Consider the following 24,905-nt stretch of genomic DNA (forward strand, 5'->3'; position numbering starts at 1 on the left):
CAATAATTGTCAATTCTCCATTATCAATTGTCAATTTTTTAAGGTCGTGAATTAACATATCAGAGTGTTAAGCTATATTCAGATATACATTAATTTTTAGAGTAGTTTATCTATAGATGTATTGCTTCTAATATAAAACTCCACCTTTTTTAAGAAGATAGATTTTTAAAAGCTTCTCTAAGGTGGAGTTCACAATTTACAGTTTTCTGTTTTCTCTAGTGATATTTATATAATTTAAAATTTCTTAATCCCTTCACTAATATTGTTTATTTTTATTAGCTTTAATGCATCTTTCGCTGATATTTCTGTTACCAATTCTAATTTATCAACATATTTTAAAATACTTTCACTTATTTGAATGTTAGTAGTAGATGAAACTTTAATTCTTTCTATAAAACTTTTAACCTTTACAGTTTTAATTTTATAATCAAATATGGAAAGTATCTTTAAATTGAACAGTGTTAAATAAATATCTTTATTATCTTCCCACTGATCGTAAGTATTTATATTAGTAAATATATCTTTTATAATATTATTTATTTCATGATTAATTTTTTCTATATTTTCTTCATATATAAATGTAATAGAATCTATCTCTATAAAACATATAGACAGTTGTTTTATTATAGAATTTTTTATATTCTCCGATTGCTCCTCATTAAATAGAAAATTTAACTTTGAAAAACTGATATTTTTTAAAAATATATTTTTAAAGTACATTATAAAACTTTCAAAATCCTCTGAGTTATTTCCTAATTCTATTTGAAATAACATTCTAAAAAACAAATTCCACTGAAAGTCAGTATTGATTGACTTTAATATTGCACTGCCAACAGTATTACAGAATTCATCTTTAAATTCTACTTCTCTTTCAAATTCTATTTGAGAATTAAAATTCATATCATCTTTTCCTATGGCATTTAATCTAGATAAAGTTTTTAATAAAGTTTCATTATAGTCCTCTAAATCTTCTGCATTATTAGTTCTAAATATGTATTTTACTATGGCATCACAGGACTTTTTAAAATCTACAATTAGCCCTATACTCTTTTTCATTTGTGTAGAAAATATATCATAGATTATTTTAGACAGTACAGTTTCTAATTGAGATTTCCTAACTGTTGGATCAATAGCATTAAATTTATTTACTTGATCATATATGAGTAAAAGCTGATTATCTATCATAGAAAGATTTTTCTTAATTGCTCCCATTATATTTTTATAAAACTCATCAACTAACATATAATTATTATTTTTATATATTATTTTATGTTCTATTTCACCCCAGAATATATTAACTAAAGATTTAATTTGAAGTTCAAAATTGAATTTTTTATCATTATATTCATAGAAACCATCTATTCTAAATATCTTAAATCCATTTTTCTGCTCTTGAGGTTGTTTATCTGATAATTTTAATTTTATATTTTTCTTCGATGAATTATAATAATACCCTTCTTCATCTATTTCCGTAAAATGTGTTTTAATTACCTTGTATATTTTATCTTCATCCTCAATAAATCTACATTCAATTCTAATTCCTATTAAATCTGAAAGGTTAGAAAAAAATTCTTCTACAGTACTATATTTTTTATAATAATTATTTCTAATAATCTTTTCCTTTAGACTACTAATAGATTTTACTCTAGAATTAATATTTAAAACCCCTTGATCTTCTTCCATTAACATTTCTTCAAAATAACACTCTATATCTTCACATAAGGTATCTAAATGAGTTTCTATATCTTTAAAATATATAATAGAATCATCAATAAATTGAAACATCTTTAATTCCATAACCATCCTCCTGAGTTTTGTAACCAATATTTTTCATATTACAAGTTTACCATAAAAGTATTTAAAGTTTAAACTTAATAAAAAATCCTATTTTAATTTTTAAAGTACACATACAATGTTATAACCTTCTCTTTAATAACAATCTTATATCCCCAAAATTAAAAGTGACTATATCTTTTGAAATAGTCACTTTTATAATTATAAATTTTCTATATTTGAGTTATAGGTAAAACATTTAAAATTAATAATCACTATTATAATTTCTATAGCAAATACAAATTTATATTTAAATACTACAGATTTTATAATATAATTAACTATAATTGTAATTTTTTTGAATTAGTATAATTATTATATTAATATAGTTTAAGAACAGCTTTTATCTTTATATATAAAGAAAGAGCTTTTTATATTTTATAATTAAATTATATAGGAGGACTTATTTATGAAAAAATTATTTAACAGCTTAATATTTAAGCTAATTCTTGCCGTTATAATAGGCCTTTTAGTTGGACTTAATTCTCCAGCTAATTTTATACACGTTGTTGTTACCCTAAAATATATATTAGGGCAAATAATATTCTTTGTTGTGCCACTAATTATAATAGGATTTATTGCTCCATCAATAGCAAAGCTTAAAAGTAATGCATCAAAATTATTAGGATTTGCAGTATTATTAGCATATCTATCATCTGTTGGAGCAGCGGCATTTTCATCATTTTTGGGATATGTTTTAATTCCGAAATTATCTATAACTCCCGTTACTGAAGGATTGAAAGAACTTCCTAAACTAATATTTAAATTAGATATAGATCCAATTATGTCAGTAATGAGTGCTTTAGTACTTTCAATATTGATTGGACTTGCAACAGCTTGGACTAAGGCTGATTTATTTGAAAAATTACTTGATCAATTTCAAGGTATAGTTTTAAGCATAGTAAATAGAATTGTCATTCCTATACTTCCCTTATTTATAGCATCTACATTTGCTACTTTAGCTTATGAAGGTTCTATAACAACGCAATTACCGGTATTTATAAAAGTTATAGTTATAGTTTTAATTGGACATTTTATTTGGCTTGCAGTATTATATCTTATTGCTGGTCTTATATCAGGAAAAAATCCATGGCAAGTACTTAAAAATTATGGACCTGCATATTTAACAGCTGTTGGAACTATGTCCTCAGCAGCTACTTTACCAGTGGCTTTAAAATCAGCTAAAAAATCTGATGTGTTAAGAGAGGATATCGTGGATTTTGCAATTCCATTATGTGCAAATATTCATCTTTGTGGTTCAGTATTAACTGAAGTATTCTTTGTTATGACAGTATCACAAATACTTTATGGACAGTTACCTTCTGTTTCATCTATGATACTATTTATTCTTTTACTTGGTGTGTTTGCTATAGGGGCTCCTGGAGTTCCTGGTGGAACCGTAATGGCATCTCTTGGATTAATAATAAGTGTTCTTGGATTTAGTGAGGCAGGAACAGCTCTTATATTAACAATATTTGCTCTACAAGATAGTTTTGGAACAGCATGTAATATAACCGGTGATGGCGCTTTAGCTCTTATGCTTTCTGGAATTGCTGAAAAGAAAAATTATGCTAAATAAAGTGTATAACCATTAGAAATAATTATTTTCTTAAATTTATATATAAAAAGCATTAAGTTTTTATTTAAACTTAATGCTTTTTTATTTTAATATTATCAATAAAATATCAATTAATATTCTATTTATCAAATAATCCACCAGTTTTTTTACTGCTTTTTCCCTTTCTTAGTTGTCCCATTGATTTTTCTGCCCTTTGCATACCATTTTGTTTTGAACTATTATTTTTCTTTTCTTCAATAATTTTTTTCATCATTTCAATATTCTTACTTGTCATACACTGTTCTCCTATTATCTTACTAAGATTTTAAAGTAATAAATACATTTAATTTTTTAAAATTTCACTAGAATACTTTTAATACATATAAATTATTATATTAGAAAAACTAGGATTAATCATCTATTAATTTCTTTAAATAAATTTTTTACTAGCAATATAATTGCTAATTTTTTATACCCAGTTACTGTGTAACTTCAAAAAGAAATCAATTTAAAACTTCTCTTACAAAAGAGAAGTATCAATAATTGTCCATTGTCAATCGTCAATTTTCAATTTGTTTAAATGCTGAATCTTAAGAATTCTTAAGGTTTTATTATAATTTTTTTAAACTATTTTTCTTAAAATCAAAGTATATTAGCCTTTAGCCAAATATTTAAAGTTATTTTTAAGAAATAATCTTAAATATTGCTATTAGTGCTAAATAAAAATTATCTAATTTAAGGAGGAATAGTTTTGAAAAAATTATTTAGAGGAGTATTATATATAATAATTATAGTTTTAGGCGTTGTTGGAATGGTTAAAGCAGCAAATAAACCAAACATTTCAAGTGAAGTAAGTGCTGAAAAAAATTCCGATAATATTTTAGTATTGGTAAATAGAGAAAATTCGTTAGGTAAAAATTATAAGCCTAAAGATTTAATAAAACCTAATGTAAGATTTTTTTCAAATATTACAAAAGAAGAAAAGCTAATGAGAAAAGAAGCTGGTGAGGCTTTAGAAAAATTATTTAAAGCAGCAGGAAATGAAGGAATAAATTTATATGCACTGTCTGGTTATCGTTCTTATAAAACTCAAAAGGATACCTATGAAGAAAGAGTAAAACGTCAAGGAGAAGAATTGGCAGATAGCTTTGTTGCTAAACCTGGATATAGTGAACATAACACAGGATTGTCTATGGACATAACCAATAAAGATTTTAGTACAAGTTTTGAAACTACTGCTGAAGGAATTTGGTTAAAGGATAATTGTTATAAATTTGGATTCATAATAAGATATCCTAAAGGTAAAGAAGATATAACAGGATATAGTTATGAACCATGGCATATAAGATACGTTGGAAAAGAAGTAGCTGAAATTATAACGACACAAGGCATTACTTTAGAAGAATATTTAAATAAATAATTGATTTTATCTAGAATTAATAGTTATGAATCTATGTTAAAATTAATTTTTACTAGTAATATCTTGCTAGTTCTTTATAAGAAATGATTTGTCACTTCAAAAATAAATAATTTTAAAATTCTCAGATTTTACCGAGAAATATCCACAATTGTAAATTGTAAACTGTACATTGTGAATTAAAATATATAATATTGTAATCATATTAAGCTATAAATTAATTTTTAAAGTAGTTTATCAATAGTATATGTGTTTATATAAAATTATCCTATAATAGTGTTGTATACATCTATAGATGTACGCGCATCTCAAAACAACTACTTTAAATAATTAGGAATTAACAATGAACTATATACAATTATAGTTGAAGTTAATTCTTTACCAACTAATTTCTTAAGCTACTTTTTACTAACAATATATTCTAGCTTTAGATAAATCAATATAGGAGGATTTTATGGACAAAAATATACTTATTGTAGACGATGATCATGAAATTGTAAATTTACTAGAAATTTACCTTAAAAATGAAGGATATAAAATATTTAAAGCCTACAATGGCGTAGAAGCATTAAAAATAATTAAAAATACCAATATACAACTTGTTATTTTAGATATAATGATGCCTGAACTGAATGGCATAGAAGTATGTAAACAAATTAGGACGACATTAAATATACCTATTCTTATGTTAAGTGCCAAAAATGAAGATACAGATAAAATTACTGGATTAATCACCGGTGCTGATGATTATATGGTTAAGCCTTTTAATCCATTAGAAGTAACTGTAAGAGTAAAAACTCTATTGAGAAGAGCTTATTATTTTAATGAAAATATGATGAATTCACAAGATGAAGATATTATTAGAATTGGCTCACTAGTTATAAAAAAATCCACTCATTCAGTGCTTGTAGATGACATAAATATAACTTTAACTTCTACTGAATTTGAAATTTTGCACCTTTTAGCAAGCCACCCTGGAAGAGTTTTTGGTGCTGAAGAGATATTTGAACGGGTATGGAAAGAAAAATATTATCAATCTAACAATACAGTTATGGTTCATATAAGTAAGCTTAGAGATAAGTTAGAAAAAGCTATGGGTGGAGAAAAAATAATTCATACAATTTGGGGAGTAGGTTATAAAATTGAAAAAAAGCACTATCTATAAACTTCAAGCAAAATATATATCTGTAGTTATTCTAAGTATGTTTCTCTCTTACTTAATTTTAATTATTCTTAAGGATATGTTCTATCCCATTCTTATTGATTCTGGATATGAGCCAATCATATGGCGATTTCTAAAGCTTCCAGTAAGGGTATCAACTTATATTCCTTTGAGCAAATTACGTTTTGTATCCTATATATTGTGGTTTTTTATTTTTATATTAATCTTATTTTTATTTACTCATAAAAAAGTAAAGCATTTTATTCAGATCACTAATGCTATAGATCTTGTTGCTAAAGAAAAGTCTAATGAAAAGCTTACTATAGAAGCAAAAAATACATTAGGTGAAACTGCTAAAAATATGAACATTATTATTGAACGATTAAATAATTCAGTAGATGAACGTATAGCAGAACAATCTAAGAACGAATTAATAACAAATGTTTCTCATGATTTACGTACTCCTTTGACATCAATCATTGGATATCTTGGAGTAATTGAAGAAGACCGTTATAGGGATGAAGTTCAATTACGGTATTATGTAAATATTGCCTATGAAAAATCTAAAAGATTAAATCTTTTAATCAATGACCTATTTGAACTTACCCGAATAGGAAATGGTGGCGTTAAAATTAGTAAAAATCCAATTAATATTGTGGAGTTATTAAACCAATTAATTGTACAATTTCGTTTTCAACTTGAAAATGCTAATATGGAAGAAAGGCTATTTTTTTCAGAGGATAGACTTATAGTTCTTGGTGATGGAGATAAATTGGTGAGAGCATTTGAAAATTTGATTTCCAATGGTATAACTTATGGTAAACATAGCAAATATATTGATATTGTTACAAGTAAAGAAGATAATACTGCGGTTATAAAAGTAATTAACTATGGTGACCCTATACCTGTGCTTGATTTACCACATATTTTTGAACGTTTTTATAGAGTGGAAAAATCTAGATCAGAAGAAACTGGTGGATCAGGACTTGGTTTAGCTATAACAAAAAATATCATCCAATTACATAATGGAAAAATAACTGCATATAGTGATGAAGGAAAAACCACATTTGAAGTAAAATTACCACTATTAGATTTGACAGATTAACTATAATAGATATAAAGTTTATACTTATTTGTTAGCTAATGTAAAAAATCTTAAATATATTGAATAAATCACTATATTATTTAATATATTTTGTAGAATAAAGGATTTTCCTATTGGTTGGTGGAATATATTACCCTTAACCATGTATACAATCATAGGAGGATGATTAAAGTGAGTCTAGAACATCTTATTAACTTAATACTTCCTTATATTATTCATTTTTTAGAATTAATAGGAATTATTATAGTGGTAATTTCTGCACTTAAGGGATTTTATCAGTATATAAAAAGCTTATTTAATCCAAGTACTAATTTAATAAAAGTAGATTTTGCTGAAGCTTTAGCACTTGCTTTGGAATTTAAATTAGCAGGTGAGATATTAAAAACTGTACTTATAAGAACCCTTGATGAAATGTACATTTTAGCTGCAATAATTTTATTAAGAGCAATATTAACCTTTGTTATTCATTGGGAAATTAAGTTTGATAAAGCTCATCATGCTGAACAATAAAATAATGAAGTTTAAAATATTTTTTAAAAAATTTTGTTAAAACTAAAAACCTATTAACCTTTAGAAAGTTAGTAAGTTTTTTGCTATTTTATCTATATAACTAAACCTGCTATCTTTTTTTATATGAAAGATAACAGATTCATGAAAAAAGAGTTCATTGAACTCCTTTTTCTAATTCACAGTTCACAATTATGGACATTTCTCAGTTGTCACTGAGAAATTTAAAATTGATTTTGTAGCGGCAAACAGTGTTCGCCATATATTATTGAATTATTAGATATCTAAAAAACTAGCAATTGCATTGCTAGTCAAAAGTACATTAAAGAAATTATTTTTCCGAAAAATAATTTCCTCCTTAATTGTGAATTGTGCATTATTTAAGGTTGTGTGTTGTTTAAAGTTATCCACAGATTTAACTTTTTATAATTTCCTATAAAATAAAATGATGGATTAGTGGAAATAAAAATATATTTGTTAACATTGCTTTTTATGACTCATAGCATATTTTGCTAAATTATTAGCTGTAAACTTACCACTATAAAGAGCACCTTGTATCCATGCATGGTTAGTAGAAGCATGTTCTCCCGCAAAAAATATTCTTCCATTGTACTCTGGTTGTAAAATATCATAGGTAAATAATTGTTTCTGTCCTGGTGAATTTACAGCAAAAGCACCTCTAAAATATGGCTCTGTATTCCAGTTAACACTTTTATACTCTTTTACTATATTATCTAAATAGCCAGCAGGAAGTCCATGTACCTTTTCTACTTGCCTTTTAGTCAATTCAATTTTTGCTTCCTCTTTCATACCTGCTACACGAATAGAATCTAAAGATAAACTATACGAAGCTAATAATATTCCTGGTTCTTCTGGGCAATAAACCTGTCTAACTGCATGATCAGAAGGATAAACAATTGCTTGAATTGCTTCATCAGTATACGATGCTCCCCCTAATATACCACCATAATATTCGTCATCTTCCCAAAAACGTCTTTTGCAGTAAAAATAAGTTTTAAGGGAGTCTTCATAAGTAAATTCTTTAATAGCTTGCATTTTTCTGGTGCTAAATACTGGAGCTATATCCACTTCCCTTAAAGTACTGAAAGGAATAGCACATATTACATAATCAAAAGTTTCCATATAGTTTCTATTATTGTCCGTATCCTTATATTCAATAGATACTCTTTCATGTTTATTACTAGTTTTATATATTCCAGTTACTACACAACCTGATTTCCATTTACATGTTCCTAGCATATATTGAGGTATATTTTCATATTCTATTGGTTCTTCACAAGTTAAGCTCCTATGGAATGCAAGTGGGAGATTAACCATACCGCCATCAATTTGGTATAAATAAGTAAAAGTTACTGGGTAATTTTCCTGCATTAATTCATTATAAGAAGCGTTAAATAACGGTGATGTTAAAACATCAATTCCAGCTATTAACTCTATAGCACCTTGACTTAATTTATTCTTTTGCAATACTTGACGGATACTAAGGTTATCTAAATATTCATATGGTAAGTTGTACCTAGGAAGTATCTTTAAAATGTCTGTTCTCTCTTCAGGAGTTAGATTATTCATAGAAGAAATCATTCCATAATTATATAGCTCATCCCAAGGTGTATCTCTTTCCCATTTTCTTAAAGGAAATAAAGGATAGATATATTTCTCTATATTTTCACTGGTATTTCTTGTTCTTCTGTTTCTAACAAGTAAAAACCCCATAGGGTTATTTTGAATAAAAGGATTAGTTTTTAGATTAAATAAATTTATATAGTGCCATGTAGTTTCATGGGATGCTGGTACTCTCATCGCCCCAAGTTCCCCATATAATTTTTTAGCCTTATCAAAATAATAAGTATAGATTCTTCCACCAATTCTATCTTTTAATGCTTCATAAATGGTTATATCTGCACCCAATTTTCTTAATTCGAAAGCAGAACTTAATCCTGCAGCACCTCCACCTATAATTCCTATCTTCATCCCTTTTAAGGATAATGGTGGAGCATAGTTTGTAATATCCGGTGGAGGACTTAATAAGTTAATTACATTATAAAAATCCTCTGGTCTTCCAGCTTCATTTAATGATTCTTTAACCATCTCATGTCTTTGCTCATTTGTAGGATTGCTTGGATGTAATTTAAGCATTTCTACAGCCATTAATATTACCTCTTAAAATTTATTACATTAATATAATATTAATGAATTAATAAAGTATTACTAAAATATAGAGGAATAATAAAAAAATCGTGATGTTTAATCACGATTTTTTATTAAATAATTTTAATAATCTATAATGCTTTTTCATTCTGCTCCAAGTTTTCAGAAAATATTATTCTAAATCAATAGAGCCTCCTCTTTTTTGTTTTTTCATATCTCCACTTTTAATCATTTCTGGTTTTTCATTTTTAGTATATTCTTTATTAGTCTTTTTAGCTTTTTTTGGCTCTCTATGACTCATAAAAATTCTCCTTCATATAAAAAATTTATTTATTATTATTTTTTCCTTTAATAATAGAATTTATTCTTTAACTTATCATTTAAAGTTTTGCTTTTTATTGAATTCCAATCACTTATAGATATACCAATACATTAGCTATTTTTCTGAAAATATTTTATAAAATTTCTTCTTAATTGCATATTTACTTACTGGAATTATATATTTTAGGAGGAATGGCTATGTCATATACTAAAATTGATAATAAAGTTTTAAATTATAATATCTCTGATGGGGCTTTTAAACTTCATTTCTTACTTCAAAGTATGTGCTATGGAGACAAGCTTCAATGTTTCCCTTCTCAAAACTATTTAGCTAATATTTTAAGAAAATCTGTAAGAACTATTCAAAGATACTTAAATGAGTTGATAGCTGCAGGAATTATAAAAAAGCAAAGAAGAGGAAGTACTTCAAATCTTTATACAATAACTTTAAAAGTAGACCCAATAGAACATCAAAAAAATTCACTTTTTAAAAAGAACAAAAATATTAAAAGCAAAAATATCAAAACTAAGAAAGAAAGTATTTGGAATAAGATACCTAGCAGAAATTATAATTTTGATTCCTTAGAAAAAATGCTTCTTGGAGAAATAGAATTTAGTAACTTCAACCTGTATAAATGATTTAATATTTTTTCTATTGATATAAATCTTACATGGAAAAAACTATTTTTTAAACCTATTTTGAATAGGTCTTTTTGTATTTTTTGAAAACTACTTATTTAATAAAATTTTATTAAGATTTACTATACCCTTGCAGTATATTTTTTTAAAAGTTATAAATTATCCTGTTTCTCAATAGAGTTCTTTATTTTAAGAAAGAATGAATATATTTTGTCGCATTAAATACGTCAAAGATAATATTGATCATGACATTAAGTACTTTTATTATAAGACACTAAGTAGCTAGGAATAAGAAAAAGATAATAAGAAAAATTTAATAAGGAAAACTATAATAACCTATAAGTATATAATATGAAAACTTTAAATATATTATGGAAAGTAAATTTTATATAAAAGCAGCTTAAACTCTTGAAAATTAAGGATTAACAATTAAGAATGAAGAATTTAGGAAAAATTCACTAAAGGTGAATTTCTTAAAATAAAATCTATTTTAAGAAAACTCGAAAGGCTTTGGCTGTGTAGTTTTAACCATAATTCTTCATATTTCATTCTTAATTTTTCATCCATAGAAAAGAATTTTTGTTATGGAAATNNCATGCATAAGTTAAATTTTCATTACGAAATCCTATATGATATTTCATAAATCTGCAAATAAGTAAGTAAAGTCTTTATTTTTTTCCATAATTGGTTTATGATTAAAGGTAAATGTAAATAAATATAGTAGAGATATCAATAATTATTAACTATGTTTGTTTTAGACATCTTTAAAAAAATAATGAGATAGTATGTTAGCCTATTTTGTATCATACTGCGTTGTTTGGTTCTGCCTATATTACTACTATAACAGAACCTAACGACTTATCTGATATAAGGCATATGAGATAAAATAGACTAACATCTTTACCTTGTTATTTTCTTTCAGATGCTTAAATAATTTAACAAGAGAGGTATGCATTATGTCAAACGAATTTAATTCATCTAACTTCATAAAAAACATAGTAATTGAAGATTTAAAAAGTGGTAAGCATAAGGAAATAATAACTCGTTTCCCACCTGAACCAAACGGCTACCTACATATTGGTCATGCTAAATCAATAGTTTTAAACTTTGAGCTAGCTGACGAATTTAAAGGAAAAACTAACTTAAGATTCGATGATACTAATCCTATAAAAGAAGATACTGAGTATGTAGAATCTATAAAAGAAGATGTTAAATGGCTCGGCTTTGACTGGGATAATCTTCATTTTGCTTCTAATTATTTTGAAGAAATGTATAATAGAGCAGTTGTTTTAATTAAAAAAGGTAAAGCTTATGTTTGCGACTTAAATCCAGAGCAAATTAGAGAATATAGAGGTACATTGACAGAGCCAGGAAAAGAGAGTCCTCACAGAAATAGAACTGTTGAAGAAAATCTAGGCTTGTTTGAAAAAATGAAAAGTGGAGAATTTAAAGACGGTGAAAAAGTATTAAGAGCTAAAATAGACATGTCTTCTCCAAATATCAATATGAGAGATCCAATTATCTATAGAATTTCTCACTCTACTCATCATAATACTGGCGATAAATGGTGTATTTATCCAATGTATGACTTTGCTCATCCACTTGAAGATGCTATTGAAGGCATAACTCATTCTATTTGTACTTTAGAATTTGAAGATCATAGACCACTTTATGATTGGTTTGTTAGAGAATGTGAAATGGAGTCTGTTCCTCAACAAATTGAGTTTGCAAGATTAAATATAACTAATACAGTTATGAGTAAAAGAAAACTTAAAATGTTAGTTGATGAACATGTAGTTGATGGATGGGATGATCCAAGAATGCCAACAGTAGCTGGTTTAAGAAGAAGAGGATATACGCCAGAGGCTATAAGAAACTTCTGTAGAGCTATAAGTGTTGCTAAAGCTAACTCTACTGTAGATGCTCAAATGCTTGAGTACTTCATAAGAGAAGACTTAAACCCAAAAGCTCCAAGAGCTATGGCTGTGTTAAGACCATTAAAATTAGTTATAACTAACTATCCAGAAAATGAAATAGAGATGTTAGATATCGAAAATAACCCTGATGATGAGAATGCAGGAACTAGAAAAGTACCGTTTTCAAGAGAATTATACATAGAACAGGAAGACTTCATGGAAGAACCACCAAAAAAATACTTTAGGTTATTCCCTGGAAACGAAGTAAGATTAAAAGGTGCTTATTTTGTAAAATGTAATGAAGTTATCAAAGACGAAGATGGAAACGTTGTAGAAATTCGCTGTACTTATGATCCAGAAACTAAAAGTGGTACTGGATTCACTGGAAGAAAAGTTAAAGGAACAATTCACTGGGTAGATGCTAAACACAGTATTCCAGCTGAGTTTAGATTATATGAACCACTAATACTTGATGATGAAGATGGAGAAGATAAACATTTCTTAGAGCAAATCAATCCAAATTCTTTAGAAATACTTAAAGGTTTCATTGAACCAAGTGTTAAGGGAACTAAACCGCAAGATAAATATCAATTATTTAGACATGGTTACTTTAATGTAGATTCTAAATATTCTACAGGTGATGAAATAGTGTTTAATAGAATTGTTTCATTAAAAAGTTCATTCAAATTAAAATAATCGAAAAGCAGTAGAAAGTAATTTTCTACTGCTTTTTTGTTTGTATTGCTTCAAACTTATATATATCTAAATATCCAAATAAAAAAGTAATTAAACATCCTATAACTGAATATATTAAAAGAATAGTTTTGTCTTCAGTAACAAATTCTAAGAACGGTATTCCTATGAAGAAATATAACATTATAGGTACATATATTAATTTTCTTAACTTTTTAGTTCTTATACATTCATCTATTGGTATTAATAGCATAAGTAATTGTAATATATCCATTAATTTCACTCCTTAATATTATTTTATATATGAAATAAATGAATTAATTAAAACTTACTATGTATAGCATAATGCTTATCTATATATCAAAATAAATATTATTTTTGGTACTTTAATTAGAAGTATTAAATTCACAATGAACAATTTACAATTATTGATACTTATTCTATAAATACATAAAAATAAGACCTACCATAAGCAAGTCTTTTAAACTATTAACCATCTAAATTATTATACTAAAACTTATAATATTGTCTTTACATTCTGCCCATATTTTTCCCTCATGAAGCTCCATAATTTTTTTTGCTATAGAAAGTCCTATGCCACTACCATTTAAACTGTCCTTTCTTGATTTATCAATCTTGTAGAACTTATCAAATATTTTATTTATCTCATCTTCTGATATATTATCTCCTTTGTTCTTTACTATTATTTTAACTTTGTTTTCTACTTTATTTGCTTCTATTAAAACCTTTGAAGGCTTATAGGCATATTTTAAAGCATTAGTTAGAAAATTATCTAAAACTCTCATAAATTGATCTACATCTATATTAACTTTAAGTTCTATATCTTCAATTTTTTGCTCTAATATTAAATTATTCTGTTCAAATATTGGTATATATTCTCCTACAATTTGATTAATTAATGATGATAAGTCTACATCAACTTTTCTTAATTTAAAATCAGGATTATAAAGCTTTGTATATTCAAATAGTTCATTAACTAATTTTTTCATTTTTATTGAAGTATTATAAGCAGATTTTATATACTCTTCCATTGATTTCTCATCTTTATATTTTTTATCTTTTATAATTTCAAGATAACCTATAATAGATGTGAGCGGAGTTCTCAAATCATGAGAAACATTTATTATTAAATCATTCTTTATTCTTTCATTCTCTCGTTCACTATCAAATTTTTCTTTAAGTTCTAAAGACATTATGTTTATACTATTACAAAGCTCAGCAATTTCATCATTTCCTTTAACATCAATAGTATATCCTATATTCCCTTTTGCTATTTCTCCTACTTTTTCAGATATATACTTAATATAGTTTATCTTTTTATTAATAATTAAATAAAAAACAATAATAAAAGTTAGCATACCTTCTAGAAATATCATTGATGCAATAAAATTGAACATAGATGCATCTATATTTTCTCTATTATTAGTAATGTAAGGATAAAAGGTATTTCTTGAAAAAATTTCGGCACTAAATACAGCTATAATAAAACTAATAATTACAACAATCAAAAGTTTTATGCTTAATTTACTCTTAATAAAGTTCTTCACATCTTATACCCCACTCCCCACACAGTCTTAATATATATTGGATTTTTCGGATCTTCCTCAATTTTCTGCCTTATATTTGTTATATGAACCATTACTGTATTATCAGATTTAAAGAATTCTTCCTTCCATACAGTTTCATAGATTCTAGGAATGCTCATAATTATCCCTTTATTTCTAACAAGAAGCTCTAAAATATCAAATTCTTTTGAAGTAAGTGATACTTCTCTATTCCCTACAAAAACTTGCCTTGTATCAGAATTTATCTTTAAATTTCCTATTTCAATTATTTTCTCATTCTTATCTGTTTGATTATATCTCTTATACCTTCTAAGTTGTGATTTAACTCTTGCAATAAGTTCTACTGTACTAAAAGGCTTAGTAATATAGTCTTCTGCTCCTGAAGATAATCCTAATATTTTATCAATTTCTGCGTCTTTAGCAGATAAAAAAATTATGGGCATAACATAATTTTTTCTTATTTCATTACAAACTTCTATCCCATTAATTTTAGGCATCATTATATCTAATAATACTAAGTCTATAGACTCTGCTTTTATAATCTCTAGAGCTTTATACCCATTTTCAGCCTGTAACACTTCATATCCTTCATTTTTAAGATATATGGATACAACATTTCTAATTTCATTATCATCATCAACTATCAGCACCTTTTCATTCAAATCAATCACTCCATTTTATTTATTTTTACATTTTAAAACGTGAGCAGGTGGAAGATTTAAAAACACTCTTTTTCTTTTAATATTTCTAAAATAATCTTTAAAAAGTTTCATTTTAAGCAAAGTATACTGAAAAGTTATAAACTCTCCTTTAGTTCCAAGTATTTCTTTTGTAGCAGATAATATTTTATGACCCATAGAATCTGGTAAACTAGTAAATGGAATACCTGATATTACATAATCTATCTTATCAATATTATATTTATGAATATATTCTTTTAAGTTTTCTGCTGAATCATTCACAAGTATAAAATTATTTTCTTCTTTAAATTTATCTTTTAATATTTCATAGAAATCCTTATTATACTCTATAGCTATAAATATAGTGCTATCCTTCTTTTTATTCAATATTTTTTCCGTAAAAACTCCTGTACCAGGACCATATTCAATAATACAAGAAGCATTTAAAAAGTTAATATCTTCTATCATTTTATATGCTAATTTTTCTGAACTTGGAGCTACAGCACCTACTGTTTTGGGATTTTTCAAATATTGTTTTATAAAATTGCTTAATTCCACTTTATAATACCCCCTATTTTTCATATGAGAGTAGTATAAAATATAAATCTTAAGATACAGCTTAAAAAAGTATTAAGATTTCTTAAGATTTGATATAAAATAAGAAAAGTCGTGAATTTCTCACGACTTTTCTTATTTATTAAAGATTTAAAAATTTATTAAATCTACTTCTAACTAAATCTTCACCCATAATTTGCATTATAGTATATAAATCTGGCGTATTAGCTCTATGAGTTAAAGCAGCTCTAACCACTCCAGCTACATCTGAAACCATACCTTTATAAGCTTCTGGTTCCTTCTTAAAGCTCTTTCTATCTGTAGCATAGCCTAATTCTACAGCTACAGCTTTAAGATCTTCAAACCAAGTATCTTTATCTGTGTTGAAATTATAAGCTTTACTATAAGCCTCTATAACCCTTTTAGCTTCTTCTAGTTCAACATTCTTTGGAAACTCTATATTTTCTATAGCATCTTCCTCAAATAATTTATCAAAGAAGAAGAAAATTTTCTCTCTTACATCTTTCCATTTTCCAAAGTCTTTTCTTGGTTTTGGACCTTCTTTATCTATGTTAAAGATTTCTTTAGCCATTTCTTCATTAGTAATTATTAAATCATACATCTCTTTATCATATTCTTTAGCCCAATTTATATAGTAATCATAAACTACAGGTGCTTTTAATCTGCAAATAACATTCTTACTTACATCATTTAATTTTATGATATCAAATAGTGCACCACTTTTGCTCATTTTTCCTAATTCTACTGGGAACTCTTTATAATCTGTAAAAGGATTTTCTTCTCTCCATACTTCAAAGTTTGAGTTAATGATGTTTAATAGATATTCAACCACTGAAACCATTGGATATCCTTCTTCACTATAATAACTAACAGCACTTTCTGGATCTTTTCTCTTACTTAATTTTCTCTTAGAGTTTCCATCAAGCTTCATTATAGTTGGTGTATGACAATATTTAGGTTTATCAAATCCAACAATATCAAATAGCTGAACATGCGTTGGAAGTGATGATAACCATTCTTCTCCTCTAATAACATGAGTAGTTCTCATTAATCCATCATCTACAGCATGAGCAAAATGATAAGTTGGAAGTCCATCAGATTTTATTATAACTATATCTTGATCATTTTCTGGGAAAGATATATTACCCTTAATTAAATCTTGAATTTCCACTCTATTTTCAATGTTTCCTGGAGATTTTAATCTTAAAATAAATTTTTCTCCCTTTTCAATTTTTTCCTTAATTTCTTCAAAGCTTAAATCTCTACATTTTGCCCATTTTCCATAATATCCTGGGTTGGCTTTGATAGATGTTTGTTCTTCTCTTATAGCATTAATTTCTTCTTCTGAACAAAAACATGGATAACCATATCCTCTTTTAACTAAATCCTTAGCAAAAGTTTTATATATTTCTCCTCTTAAACTTTGTTTATAAGGACCGTAGTTTCCTATATCATTAGTTTCATCAATCATACCTTCATTAAAATTAAGACCAAAACTTTTCATAGTTGAAATGGTATCAACAATAGCACCTTCTACTTCTCTCTTTTGATCAGTATCTTCAATTCTTAAGTAAAAAATACCTTCACTTTGAGTTGCTATTCTCTCATCAATAAGTGCTGAGAATACTCCACCTATATGTTGGAAACCTGTTGGACTAGGTGCATATCTTGTAACGCATGCTCCTTCTTTAAGGTTTCTAGCTGGATACTTTTCAATATAATATTGTGGTGTTTTATCAATAGTAGGAAAAAGAAGTTCTGCTAAATTTTCATAATTCATATTATTCACCTTATCTTTCTATATACTTAATTTAAACTTAATAATTTTTAAATTATATAATTCACAACTTGACTCAATTCACAATTCACAATTGTGAATTAAATAAAAAAGTCCTTCATCCTAAAACTTAGGACGAAAGACATACTTCCGTGGTACCACCTATATTGGCTAATTTATCAGTAATTTAACCCACTCATTTCTCTTTAAGGGAAGAATCCCATTAGTTTACTCAAAAAATTTCTTTCAACTAATAGCTCCAGAGCTTCCTTCCATAGCTTAATTTACCAAGTTTCCACCATCCTTAGCTCTCTTTAAAATCTACATCTATGTACTCTTCTCCTTCAACGCAAAACTATTTAATTTTACTTTCAGGCATCTTAAAAAATAACTCTAGTTAGATGCCTTGTTTAATTATATCTTTGAAAATTATTTTTGTAAACCTATATTTGTTAGTATTCCCCTACTTTTAGTATTAAGTCAATATTTTTAATATAATTATTTTATTTCTATATAAAAAGCTTCATTATATAAAACCTTATAATAATCTGTCTTTTTCTTTCCTTCTTGACCAGATATAACATAGGGTGTTACCTTAAGTTTTTTTATATTATCATCTAAAGTTTCAAACCTCAAATGACTATTTTCAACTGCAGTTGTCCCAGATATAAATTTGAACTCATTACCATTTTCATCTTCCACCTTAAACAGTACATCGTACTTAAAGGTTATATCATCTTTATTCTCTTTTGTCATTTTATAATCTAACTTTGTTGATATTGGGGTAATTATTAAATTTTCTACTTTTATTTCTTGTCCATTATCCAATTTAAATTCTTTATTTATTGCTATAGTTTTCATGTCTGAAATAAGCTTTTCTGGAGAAGAACTAATTTCAAAGCTCCACTTTCCAGGTAAATGCTTATATTTGCCTAGCATTGTGCTAACTTGAATATTTTCATAAACTATTTTTATATCAAGATTATCTTTCATTTCTATATCTTCTAAGTGTCTAGCTGTAAACATATTATACGTATTATCATCAATCTTCTTATTAGAACCACTTCCATTTTTACTAATCTCACTTCCATTGATATAAACTGTTGGCGATACATGTACATCATCTAGATTTACTCCATTTGATTTAAATGTACTGCTAATTATAAGTTGTCCTGCATCTAATACTACTTCATTAAGCTTTACCGTAATTCCACTATCTACTTCTGTTTCACCTACAATTGTTTTATAGTCTTCTAAAGATTTCCCTTTAGAATTCACATACTCTTCTATGACGCTTCCTATTATAGGTATATCTGCTAAAACACTAATGTTACTCACAATTCCAATATAACTAAGTCCTAATGCTATAACAATGACGGCTATTTTCTTCTTACTATTTCTATTTCTATTTTTAATCTTAGCCTTTAATCTTTTCTTTATTTGTTTTTTTTCTATATCATTTAGCTCATATACTTCATATTCACTTAAATCTACAACCATATCATTCATCATTTCAAACTTATCTTTCATATTCTCACCTCATAAAATTTATTCAAATTCACTACCTAGGTTAATGCTTTTAAGTTTCTTTCTTCCCCTTGACAGTTTATTATATATGGAGGATTTCTTAACTCCAGTTTCTTTAGCTATATCCTCTATTCCTTTATCATCAATATAATAACTAATGAAAAGTTCCTTATCTTCCTTTTTTAAATTATTAAGTAAGGTATCCACTTCATAACTGAGTTCCTTCTCCATAAGGTAACCATCTGCAGTTAAGGGACTTTTTAAACCCATCTTCTCAATATTTTCCTCTTGTAAAAGCTTTAAATATTTTCTTTTATAATCTATAGATTTATACCTTGATATAACTGCAATCCAATTTTTAAGAGAGGTTTTTTCACCTGAAAACTGATCTATATTATTCCAAACTGCAAGAAATACATCATCTATGCACTCTTCTTGCATCTGCTCCAAATTATATAGATGCTTTTTTACTATAGCTTTTACGACACCACCATATCTATCTATAACATAATGCAGCGCTTTTTCATTTTTACCTCTCAAATGTCTTACAACATTTTCATCGTTTATTCTCATATATATCCTCCTTAATAAGAGCTCTTATACTTATACTGTCGTTTCTTTTAGAGATTTTCTATCAATAATAATTTTTTTATAATTATTCTTTTAAAAATTAAAAATGGTGCTGAATTTCTTCAGTACCATTTTATATATATAACTTTAAAAACTTATATATGGTTTTAACTTCCATAATAAAATTTTTCTTGATTATTAATCCTTAATTTCTTATAACAAGTGCTAGTAAGATAGTTAAAATCTTATTTTTATTCAAGTAAATATTTATATGATTTCAGCACTATTTTAAAATATAACCTTAATTTTTTATATTAAATTTTTTATAAAAGCGCATATACATACAAAGCTTAACACAATAAAAAAAATTATATAATTAATAATTTTTTTATTCTCCTTTTGATTTCTAGAGTCTTTACATTTAAAATAAATTAAAATTAAAAATACTAGTGCTATTCCAGATATAATAACTCTAAATACATCAAGAAATAGTCTTATATTTTCAACTGTAATAAAAAAAGATAAAATAAAAACAAATTCATATAATATATAAAGTGATTTTTCATTTAAAATATCTTCTTGTAATTCATATAAGAATTTATTGTTCATAATAAACTAATCCTTTCAGATTTCTATACACCCTAAGCTATAAAGCCACCTAGATATTTTTTAAAATTTATTCATTTTATTTATCATTAAATAAAAATAGAAAATACTTTATAAATATTATAAAGTAGACTTGCTAAAATAAAAATATCTATTAATATACTGAATGAAAATTGTCGCTTTGTACAATCTTTTTGAATCAAATTCTTATTTTGGATATTGAATTTTCTTTGTTGCCTTACTTCCATAAAATATAAAATGATTAACAAAAATGTAGCTATTATATTTTCAATATCGAAGTAAAATCTAATACTATCCTCTGGGTGAAAATGTTGTTTTATTGATCCTATTAAAAGCTGAACAATAATAAATAATATAATAAATTTACGATATTTACTTTTATATTTAGGATTTTCATTTGAAAACATATATACCACCATTCCATTAATAACAAAAAAATATATATTAATACTAATTTGTATGTTTTTACAATATAATTATATACCTTATTCAAAATATTGTAAATTGGAAATATTCTTGCTATTTATTTTTAATACTTAAATGATTAAGCAAAAAATAAACAAATGAAAACATTCATTCTTATGATTGTTTTTAGATTATTTTTTATGATGGTTGCTATTTTAAACTTCAGAAACTTAATTATACCTAAAATTATTGAAAAAGATTAAAAAATCCCCCTATGTAAAACACAAGGAGATTTCTCTAAATAAATTTATTTTACAATATTTTTTATAGCTTCTTCTGCATATTTAGTAGTAACTATTTTATCATATGGTGCTCTTTTATCCAGTTCTCCTGCAAGTTCCATTACATCCATTAATCTATTTAAACTTTCTTCTTTTAGCATTGGATTTTCACACCAAGCGTCTATTTTCTTGTATCTTTCAATTACTACTATTAAATCTTCCATCTTAATATCAGTAAAAAATGGTTGTATGGATTTAGCTATATCTTCAGAGCTGTGATTTTGAACATATAACTGTCCTTTATATAAAGCATTTGTGAACTTTTGAATTATCTCAGGATTCTTTTCCATATATGTGTTGGTTGCAGAATATGCTGTAAATGGAATTTCTCCTGATAATTCTCCTACAGATGCTACTATATAACCTTTATCTTGTTTTTCCATAGCTGTAGCCAATGGCTCAAATAAGGTTACATAATCTGCTTCTCCTGCACTAAATGCTCCTCCCATTACATTAAATTGTATATCTGTTCTTACATTCACTTCTCCTGCTTTAACATTTTCACCTATAGTTAGCCCTGCGTTCTTTATTGCATATTCTAAGCTCATTTCAGGCATACCGCCTTTTCTTCCACCAAGTAGTTCTTTTCCTTTTAAGTCATCCATTTTAAAATTCTCATGGGCTTCCCTAGCAACTAAAAAACTTCCATCTCTTTTAGTAACTTGAGCAAAGTTTATAGCATAGTTTTTACTTCCTTTATTATGAACATAAATTGAAGCCTCTGGTCCCATAAGTCCTATTTGTACCTCTTCTGAAACAAGGGCAGCCATAGTCTTATCTGCTCCTTGAGCTGCTATAAGCTCTACGTTTAACCCCTCATCTTTAAAGAATCCTTCATTAATGGCTACATATTGAGGAGCATAGAATATAGAGTGAGTAACTTCTGCAACTTTTATCTTAACCAAATCATCCTTTTTAGAACAGCCACCTAAAATTACAGCAACTACTGATAAGCAAGCTAAAATTGATGCTATTTTTTTTATTTTGCTCATAAATTCACCACCACAATAAAATTTTTATATAAGAAATATCTTATTATTTATTTTTTCCTATTTCTAAGTTTGAGAATTACCTCAATTTCTTTTTTCCCTATAAAGCTTTTCTATCACATTAACAATTTGGTACATAACTAATGCACAAATTGCTAAAACAACAACACCCATCATAACTAAATCTAATTTAAACACTTGTCCACCGTATACTATTAAATAGCCTATACCATATCTAGATACTAAAAATTCACCAACAATAACCCCTACCCAAGACATACCTATATTTATCTTTACTATATTTATGATGTTACCTATATTTGAAGGAAGTATAAATTTTCTTAGGATTTGTCCTTTAGTAGCACCAAAGCTTTGCAGCATTTTAATCTTTTCTTCATCTGCATTTACAAAATAGTTGTATGCAGATAAAATTGTTGTAACTACTGATATTGTTATTGCTATTACAACTATTCCCTTAATTCCTGCTCCTGCCCAAACAATAAGAATTGGAGCTAGTGCAGTTTTAGGTAGAGCATTTAAAACAACCAAATAAGGATCTAGAATTTTAGAAGCAGTTTTAGACCACCAAAGCATTATAGCTATTAAAATTCCTAAAATCGTGCCTATAGTAAATCCTAATACAGTTTCCCATACAGATATGCCTATATGTTTAAATAATTCTCCATTCCTCATATAGTCCATGAATAGTACATGTATATCTGATGGCTTACTAAATAGAAAAGTATCTATAACATTAACTCTCGCCAAAATTTCCCATAATCCTAAAAGTAATACAAGAATAAATATTTGCCAAAATAAAATCACTCGTTTTTCTCTTTTTCTTTTCCTTAAAAAATTTTCATATGGGGTTAAAGAATTATTTTTCATAAATATCTAACTCCTTCCATAAAAGATTAAAATAATCCTTAAATTCTGGCGCCTTCCGTGCAGATAAAGGAGTTTTTTCTTCATTAACTGTAAGGTTAATATCATATATGCCTTTTATAGTTGATGGCCTTTTTGATAAAACTACCACAAAATCAGCCATTGATATAGCTTCAGATATATCGTGAGTAACAAGTATAGTGGTTTTTTTCTCATTTTTTATAATTTTATAAATATCGTCACTAACTAAAAGTCTAGTTTGATAATCTAATGCTGAAAAAGCTTCATCTAAAAGTAAAATATCTGGATCAACAGAAAGAGTTCTAATCAACGCAACTCTTTGCCTCATTCCACCGGATAGCTCTTTTGGATACCTATTTCTAAAATCCCAAAGCCCATAAACTTTTAAAAGATTTTCTATTTTTTTTCTAGCTTCATCATTAAGTTTTTTTTGTATTTCAAGACCAATAGTTATATTGTCCATTATAGTTCTCCACTCTAAAAGATGATCTCTTTGAAACATATAACCAATCTTACCATTGATCTGAACTTCTCCAGAAGTTGGTTTTAAAAGATTGCTCAAAATATTTAGCATTGTAGATTTACCACAACCAGAAGGACCTAAAAGGGCTAAAATTTTACCCTCTTCTACGGAAAAATTTAAATCCTTAAGAACTTGAAGCTCTCCTTCTAAAGTATAAAAGCTCATATTAACATTATTAACTTTTACAATAGCCGACATTAACCCACCTCCCAATACAATACTTGGGCAAATAAATAAAATTTGCGTAATTATCCTTATACTATATTATTAAAAATGACATAATTTGCTATAACATAATATGAAATATTTACTACATTCTTTATATAATATAAGTAAGGCATCTTCAAAAAAATAATAGACCAGTATGTTCGCCTATTTTACATCATACTGTGTTATCAGAACCTGCCCATAGCACCACTATGAGCAGAACCTGATGCCTTGTCTGATATAAAATATACTAACATCTTTGGTTTATTATTTTATTTCAGATGCCTAAGTTAGTATTTTATAGGAGAAGATAATGAAAGATACACTAAAAAACTTATTACGTAGACCTTATCGTCTAATTAAGTATAAAGTAACAGCCCTAAATGATGCTTTGAGAAAAGATCCTAACTATATATCTACAGCTACAGATTTTGTAAATAAAAATAATTTTGCTAGTAGCACTAATTATTTCATTTGGGTGGATACTAAAAATTTTAAAGTAAATATATTTCAAGGTTCAAAAAATAATTGGAAACTTATCAAAAGTTACTTATGTTCAATTGGAAAGCCATCTACCCCTACCCCTAAAGGAAATTTCACTGTTGGAATTAAAGGACTTTCTTTTGGTGCTAGTCATGGATATATAGCTAGATATTACACACAAATAAAAGGTAATTACCTCTTTCACTCAATTTTATATAACCTTGATGGATCTATACGAGATGGAAGACTTGGAATAGCTATTTCTAACGGATGTGTACGTTTAGCTCTAGAAAATGCTAAGTGGATATATGATAATATACCAGAAGGCACGGCTATTCATATATCCTAATAACCATTAAATAAAGATATATAAATTAAAAGATGCATG

Annotated in this window: 22 protein-coding genes and 1 other annotated feature; of the genes, 8 read left to right on the plus strand and 14 right to left on the minus strand. The window is 26.7% G+C overall.

The features are described 5' to 3' along the window. Positions 1-234: 234 nt before the first annotated feature. Entirely contained in the window at positions 235-1,797 is a 1,563-nt protein-coding gene (locus B3603_RS18460; protein ID WP_291567631.1) for a GTP pyrophosphokinase, read from the minus strand. Positions 1,798-2,242: 445 nt separating this feature from the next. On the opposite strand from B3603_RS18460, the gene B3603_RS18465 reads away from it, so the two are divergent. Further along, a complete protein-coding gene (locus B3603_RS18465; protein ID WP_291567633.1) occupies positions 2,243-3,412 on the plus strand; it encodes a dicarboxylate/amino acid:cation symporter in 1,170 nt (389 codons plus the stop codon). A 118-nt stretch (positions 3,413-3,530) separates the two neighbouring features. On the opposite strand, the gene B3603_RS18470 is transcribed toward B3603_RS18465, so the two are convergent. Then, a complete protein-coding gene (locus B3603_RS18470; protein WP_291567635.1) occupies positions 3,531-3,686 on the minus strand; it encodes a hypothetical protein in 156 nt (51 codons plus the stop codon). Between the two features lie 456 nt (positions 3,687-4,142). Here B3603_RS18470 and B3603_RS18475 point away from each other — a divergent pair, with 456 nt between their 5' ends. The 4 genes from B3603_RS18475 (at position 4,143) to B3603_RS18490 (ending at position 7,585) form a co-directional block, all read left to right on the plus strand. Continuing rightward, positions 4,143-4,811 (plus strand): M15 family metallopeptidase, encoded by a 669-nt coding sequence (locus tag B3603_RS18475; protein WP_291567637.1) that lies wholly within the window; start codon positions 4,143-4,145, stop codon positions 4,809-4,811. Between the two features lie 451 nt (positions 4,812-5,262). Continuing rightward, positions 5,263-5,973 (plus strand): response regulator transcription factor, encoded by a 711-nt coding sequence (locus B3603_RS18480; RefSeq protein WP_291567639.1) that lies wholly within the window; start codon positions 5,263-5,265, stop codon positions 5,971-5,973. Then, a complete protein-coding gene (locus B3603_RS18485) occupies positions 5,951-7,075 on the plus strand; it encodes a sensor histidine kinase (RefSeq protein ID WP_291567641.1) in 1,125 nt (374 codons plus the stop codon). Before B3603_RS18480 ends, B3603_RS18485 begins: the two co-directional genes overlap by 23 nt. Positions 7,076-7,246: 171 nt before the next feature. After that, positions 7,247-7,585, plus strand: coding sequence for a DUF1622 domain-containing protein (locus B3603_RS18490; protein WP_291567643.1), 339 nt, complete (start codon positions 7,247-7,249; stop codon positions 7,583-7,585). A gap of 474 nt (positions 7,586-8,059) precedes the next feature. On the opposite strand, the gene B3603_RS18495 is transcribed toward B3603_RS18490, so the two are convergent. Both B3603_RS18495 and B3603_RS18500 read right to left on the minus strand, forming a co-directional pair. Further along, positions 8,060-9,751 carry a flavin monoamine oxidase family protein gene (locus B3603_RS18495; RefSeq protein WP_291567645.1) on the minus strand — a complete coding sequence of 564 codons (1,692 nt, stop codon included), beginning with the start codon at positions 9,749-9,751 and terminating at the stop codon, positions 8,060-8,062. Positions 9,752-9,923: 172 nt separating this feature from the next. Beyond that, positions 9,924-10,052: a hypothetical protein gene (locus tag B3603_RS18500; RefSeq protein WP_257788843.1), complete on the minus strand. Its 129-nt coding sequence runs from the start codon at positions 10,050-10,052 to the stop codon at positions 9,924-9,926. Positions 10,053-10,270: 218 nt separating this feature from the next. On the opposite strand from B3603_RS18500, the gene B3603_RS18505 reads away from it, so the two are divergent. Beyond that, a complete protein-coding gene (locus B3603_RS18505; RefSeq protein WP_291567651.1) occupies positions 10,271-10,711 on the plus strand; it encodes a helix-turn-helix domain-containing protein in 441 nt (146 codons plus the stop codon). Positions 10,712-11,667: 956 nt separating this feature from the next. Further along, on the plus strand, positions 11,668-13,323 hold the full coding sequence (locus B3603_RS18510; RefSeq protein WP_291567653.1) for a glutamine--tRNA ligase/YqeY domain fusion protein: 1,656 nt from the start codon (positions 11,668-11,670) through the stop codon (positions 13,321-13,323). Positions 13,324-13,348: 25 nt separating this feature from the next. Here the strand turns inward: B3603_RS18510 and B3603_RS18515 are convergent, their stop codons facing one another. The 10 genes from B3603_RS18515 to B3603_RS18560 form a co-directional block, all read right to left on the minus strand. Beyond that, positions 13,349-13,594 (minus strand): hypothetical protein, encoded by a 246-nt coding sequence (locus B3603_RS18515; protein WP_291567655.1) that lies wholly within the window; start codon positions 13,592-13,594, stop codon positions 13,349-13,351. A 223-nt stretch (positions 13,595-13,817) separates the two neighbouring features. Next, on the minus strand, positions 13,818-14,888 hold the full coding sequence (locus tag B3603_RS18520; protein ID WP_291567658.1) for a sensor histidine kinase: 1,071 nt from the start codon (positions 14,886-14,888) through the stop codon (positions 13,818-13,820). After that, positions 14,885-15,568, minus strand: coding sequence for a response regulator transcription factor (locus tag B3603_RS18525; RefSeq protein WP_291567660.1), 684 nt, complete (start codon positions 15,566-15,568; stop codon positions 14,885-14,887). Before B3603_RS18525 ends, B3603_RS18520 begins: the two co-directional genes overlap by 4 nt. Positions 15,569-15,583: 15 nt before the next feature. Then, on the minus strand, positions 15,584-16,144 hold the full coding sequence (locus B3603_RS18530) for a class I SAM-dependent methyltransferase (protein WP_291567662.1): 561 nt from the start codon (positions 16,142-16,144) through the stop codon (positions 15,584-15,586). A gap of 139 nt (positions 16,145-16,283) precedes the next feature. Continuing rightward, positions 16,284-17,942, minus strand: coding sequence for a glutamate--tRNA ligase (gltX, locus tag B3603_RS18535; protein WP_291567664.1), 1,659 nt, complete (start codon positions 17,940-17,942; stop codon positions 16,284-16,286). Positions 17,943-18,067: 125 nt separating this feature from the next. Continuing rightward, positions 18,068-18,296, minus strand: a binding site (T-box leader). A 141-nt stretch (positions 18,297-18,437) separates the two neighbouring features. Beyond that, positions 18,438-19,469: a DUF4179 domain-containing protein gene (locus B3603_RS18540; RefSeq protein WP_291567665.1), complete on the minus strand. Its 1,032-nt coding sequence runs from the start codon at positions 19,467-19,469 to the stop codon at positions 18,438-18,440. Between the two features lie 18 nt (positions 19,470-19,487). Next, positions 19,488-20,039 (minus strand): sigma-70 family RNA polymerase sigma factor, encoded by a 552-nt coding sequence (locus B3603_RS18545; protein ID WP_291567666.1) that lies wholly within the window; start codon positions 20,037-20,039, stop codon positions 19,488-19,490. A 1,336-nt stretch (positions 20,040-21,375) separates the two neighbouring features. Beyond that, positions 21,376-22,401 carry an ABC transporter substrate-binding protein gene (locus tag B3603_RS18550; RefSeq protein WP_291567668.1) on the minus strand — a complete coding sequence of 342 codons (1,026 nt, stop codon included), beginning with the start codon at positions 22,399-22,401 and terminating at the stop codon, positions 21,376-21,378. 81 nt (positions 22,402-22,482) lie between these two features. After that, entirely contained in the window at positions 22,483-23,286 is an 804-nt protein-coding gene (locus tag B3603_RS18555) for an ABC transporter permease (protein ID WP_291567670.1), read from the minus strand. Beyond that, on the minus strand, positions 23,276-24,025 hold the full coding sequence (locus B3603_RS18560) for an ABC transporter ATP-binding protein (protein WP_291567672.1): 750 nt from the start codon (positions 24,023-24,025) through the stop codon (positions 23,276-23,278). Before B3603_RS18560 ends, B3603_RS18555 begins: the two co-directional genes overlap by 11 nt. Positions 24,026-24,347: 322 nt before the next feature. Between B3603_RS18560 and B3603_RS18565 the strand changes: the two genes are divergently transcribed. Beyond that, positions 24,348-24,866, plus strand: a complete 519-nt coding sequence (locus tag B3603_RS18565; RefSeq protein ID WP_291567674.1) for a L,D-transpeptidase — start codon at positions 24,348-24,350, stop codon at positions 24,864-24,866. Positions 24,867-24,905: the final 39 nt, after the last annotated feature.

Origin of the sequence: Clostridium sp. UBA2485 (assembly GCF_002341865.1) — a bacterium.
Lineage (GTDB): Bacteria > Bacillota > Clostridia > Clostridiales > Clostridiaceae > Clostridium_J.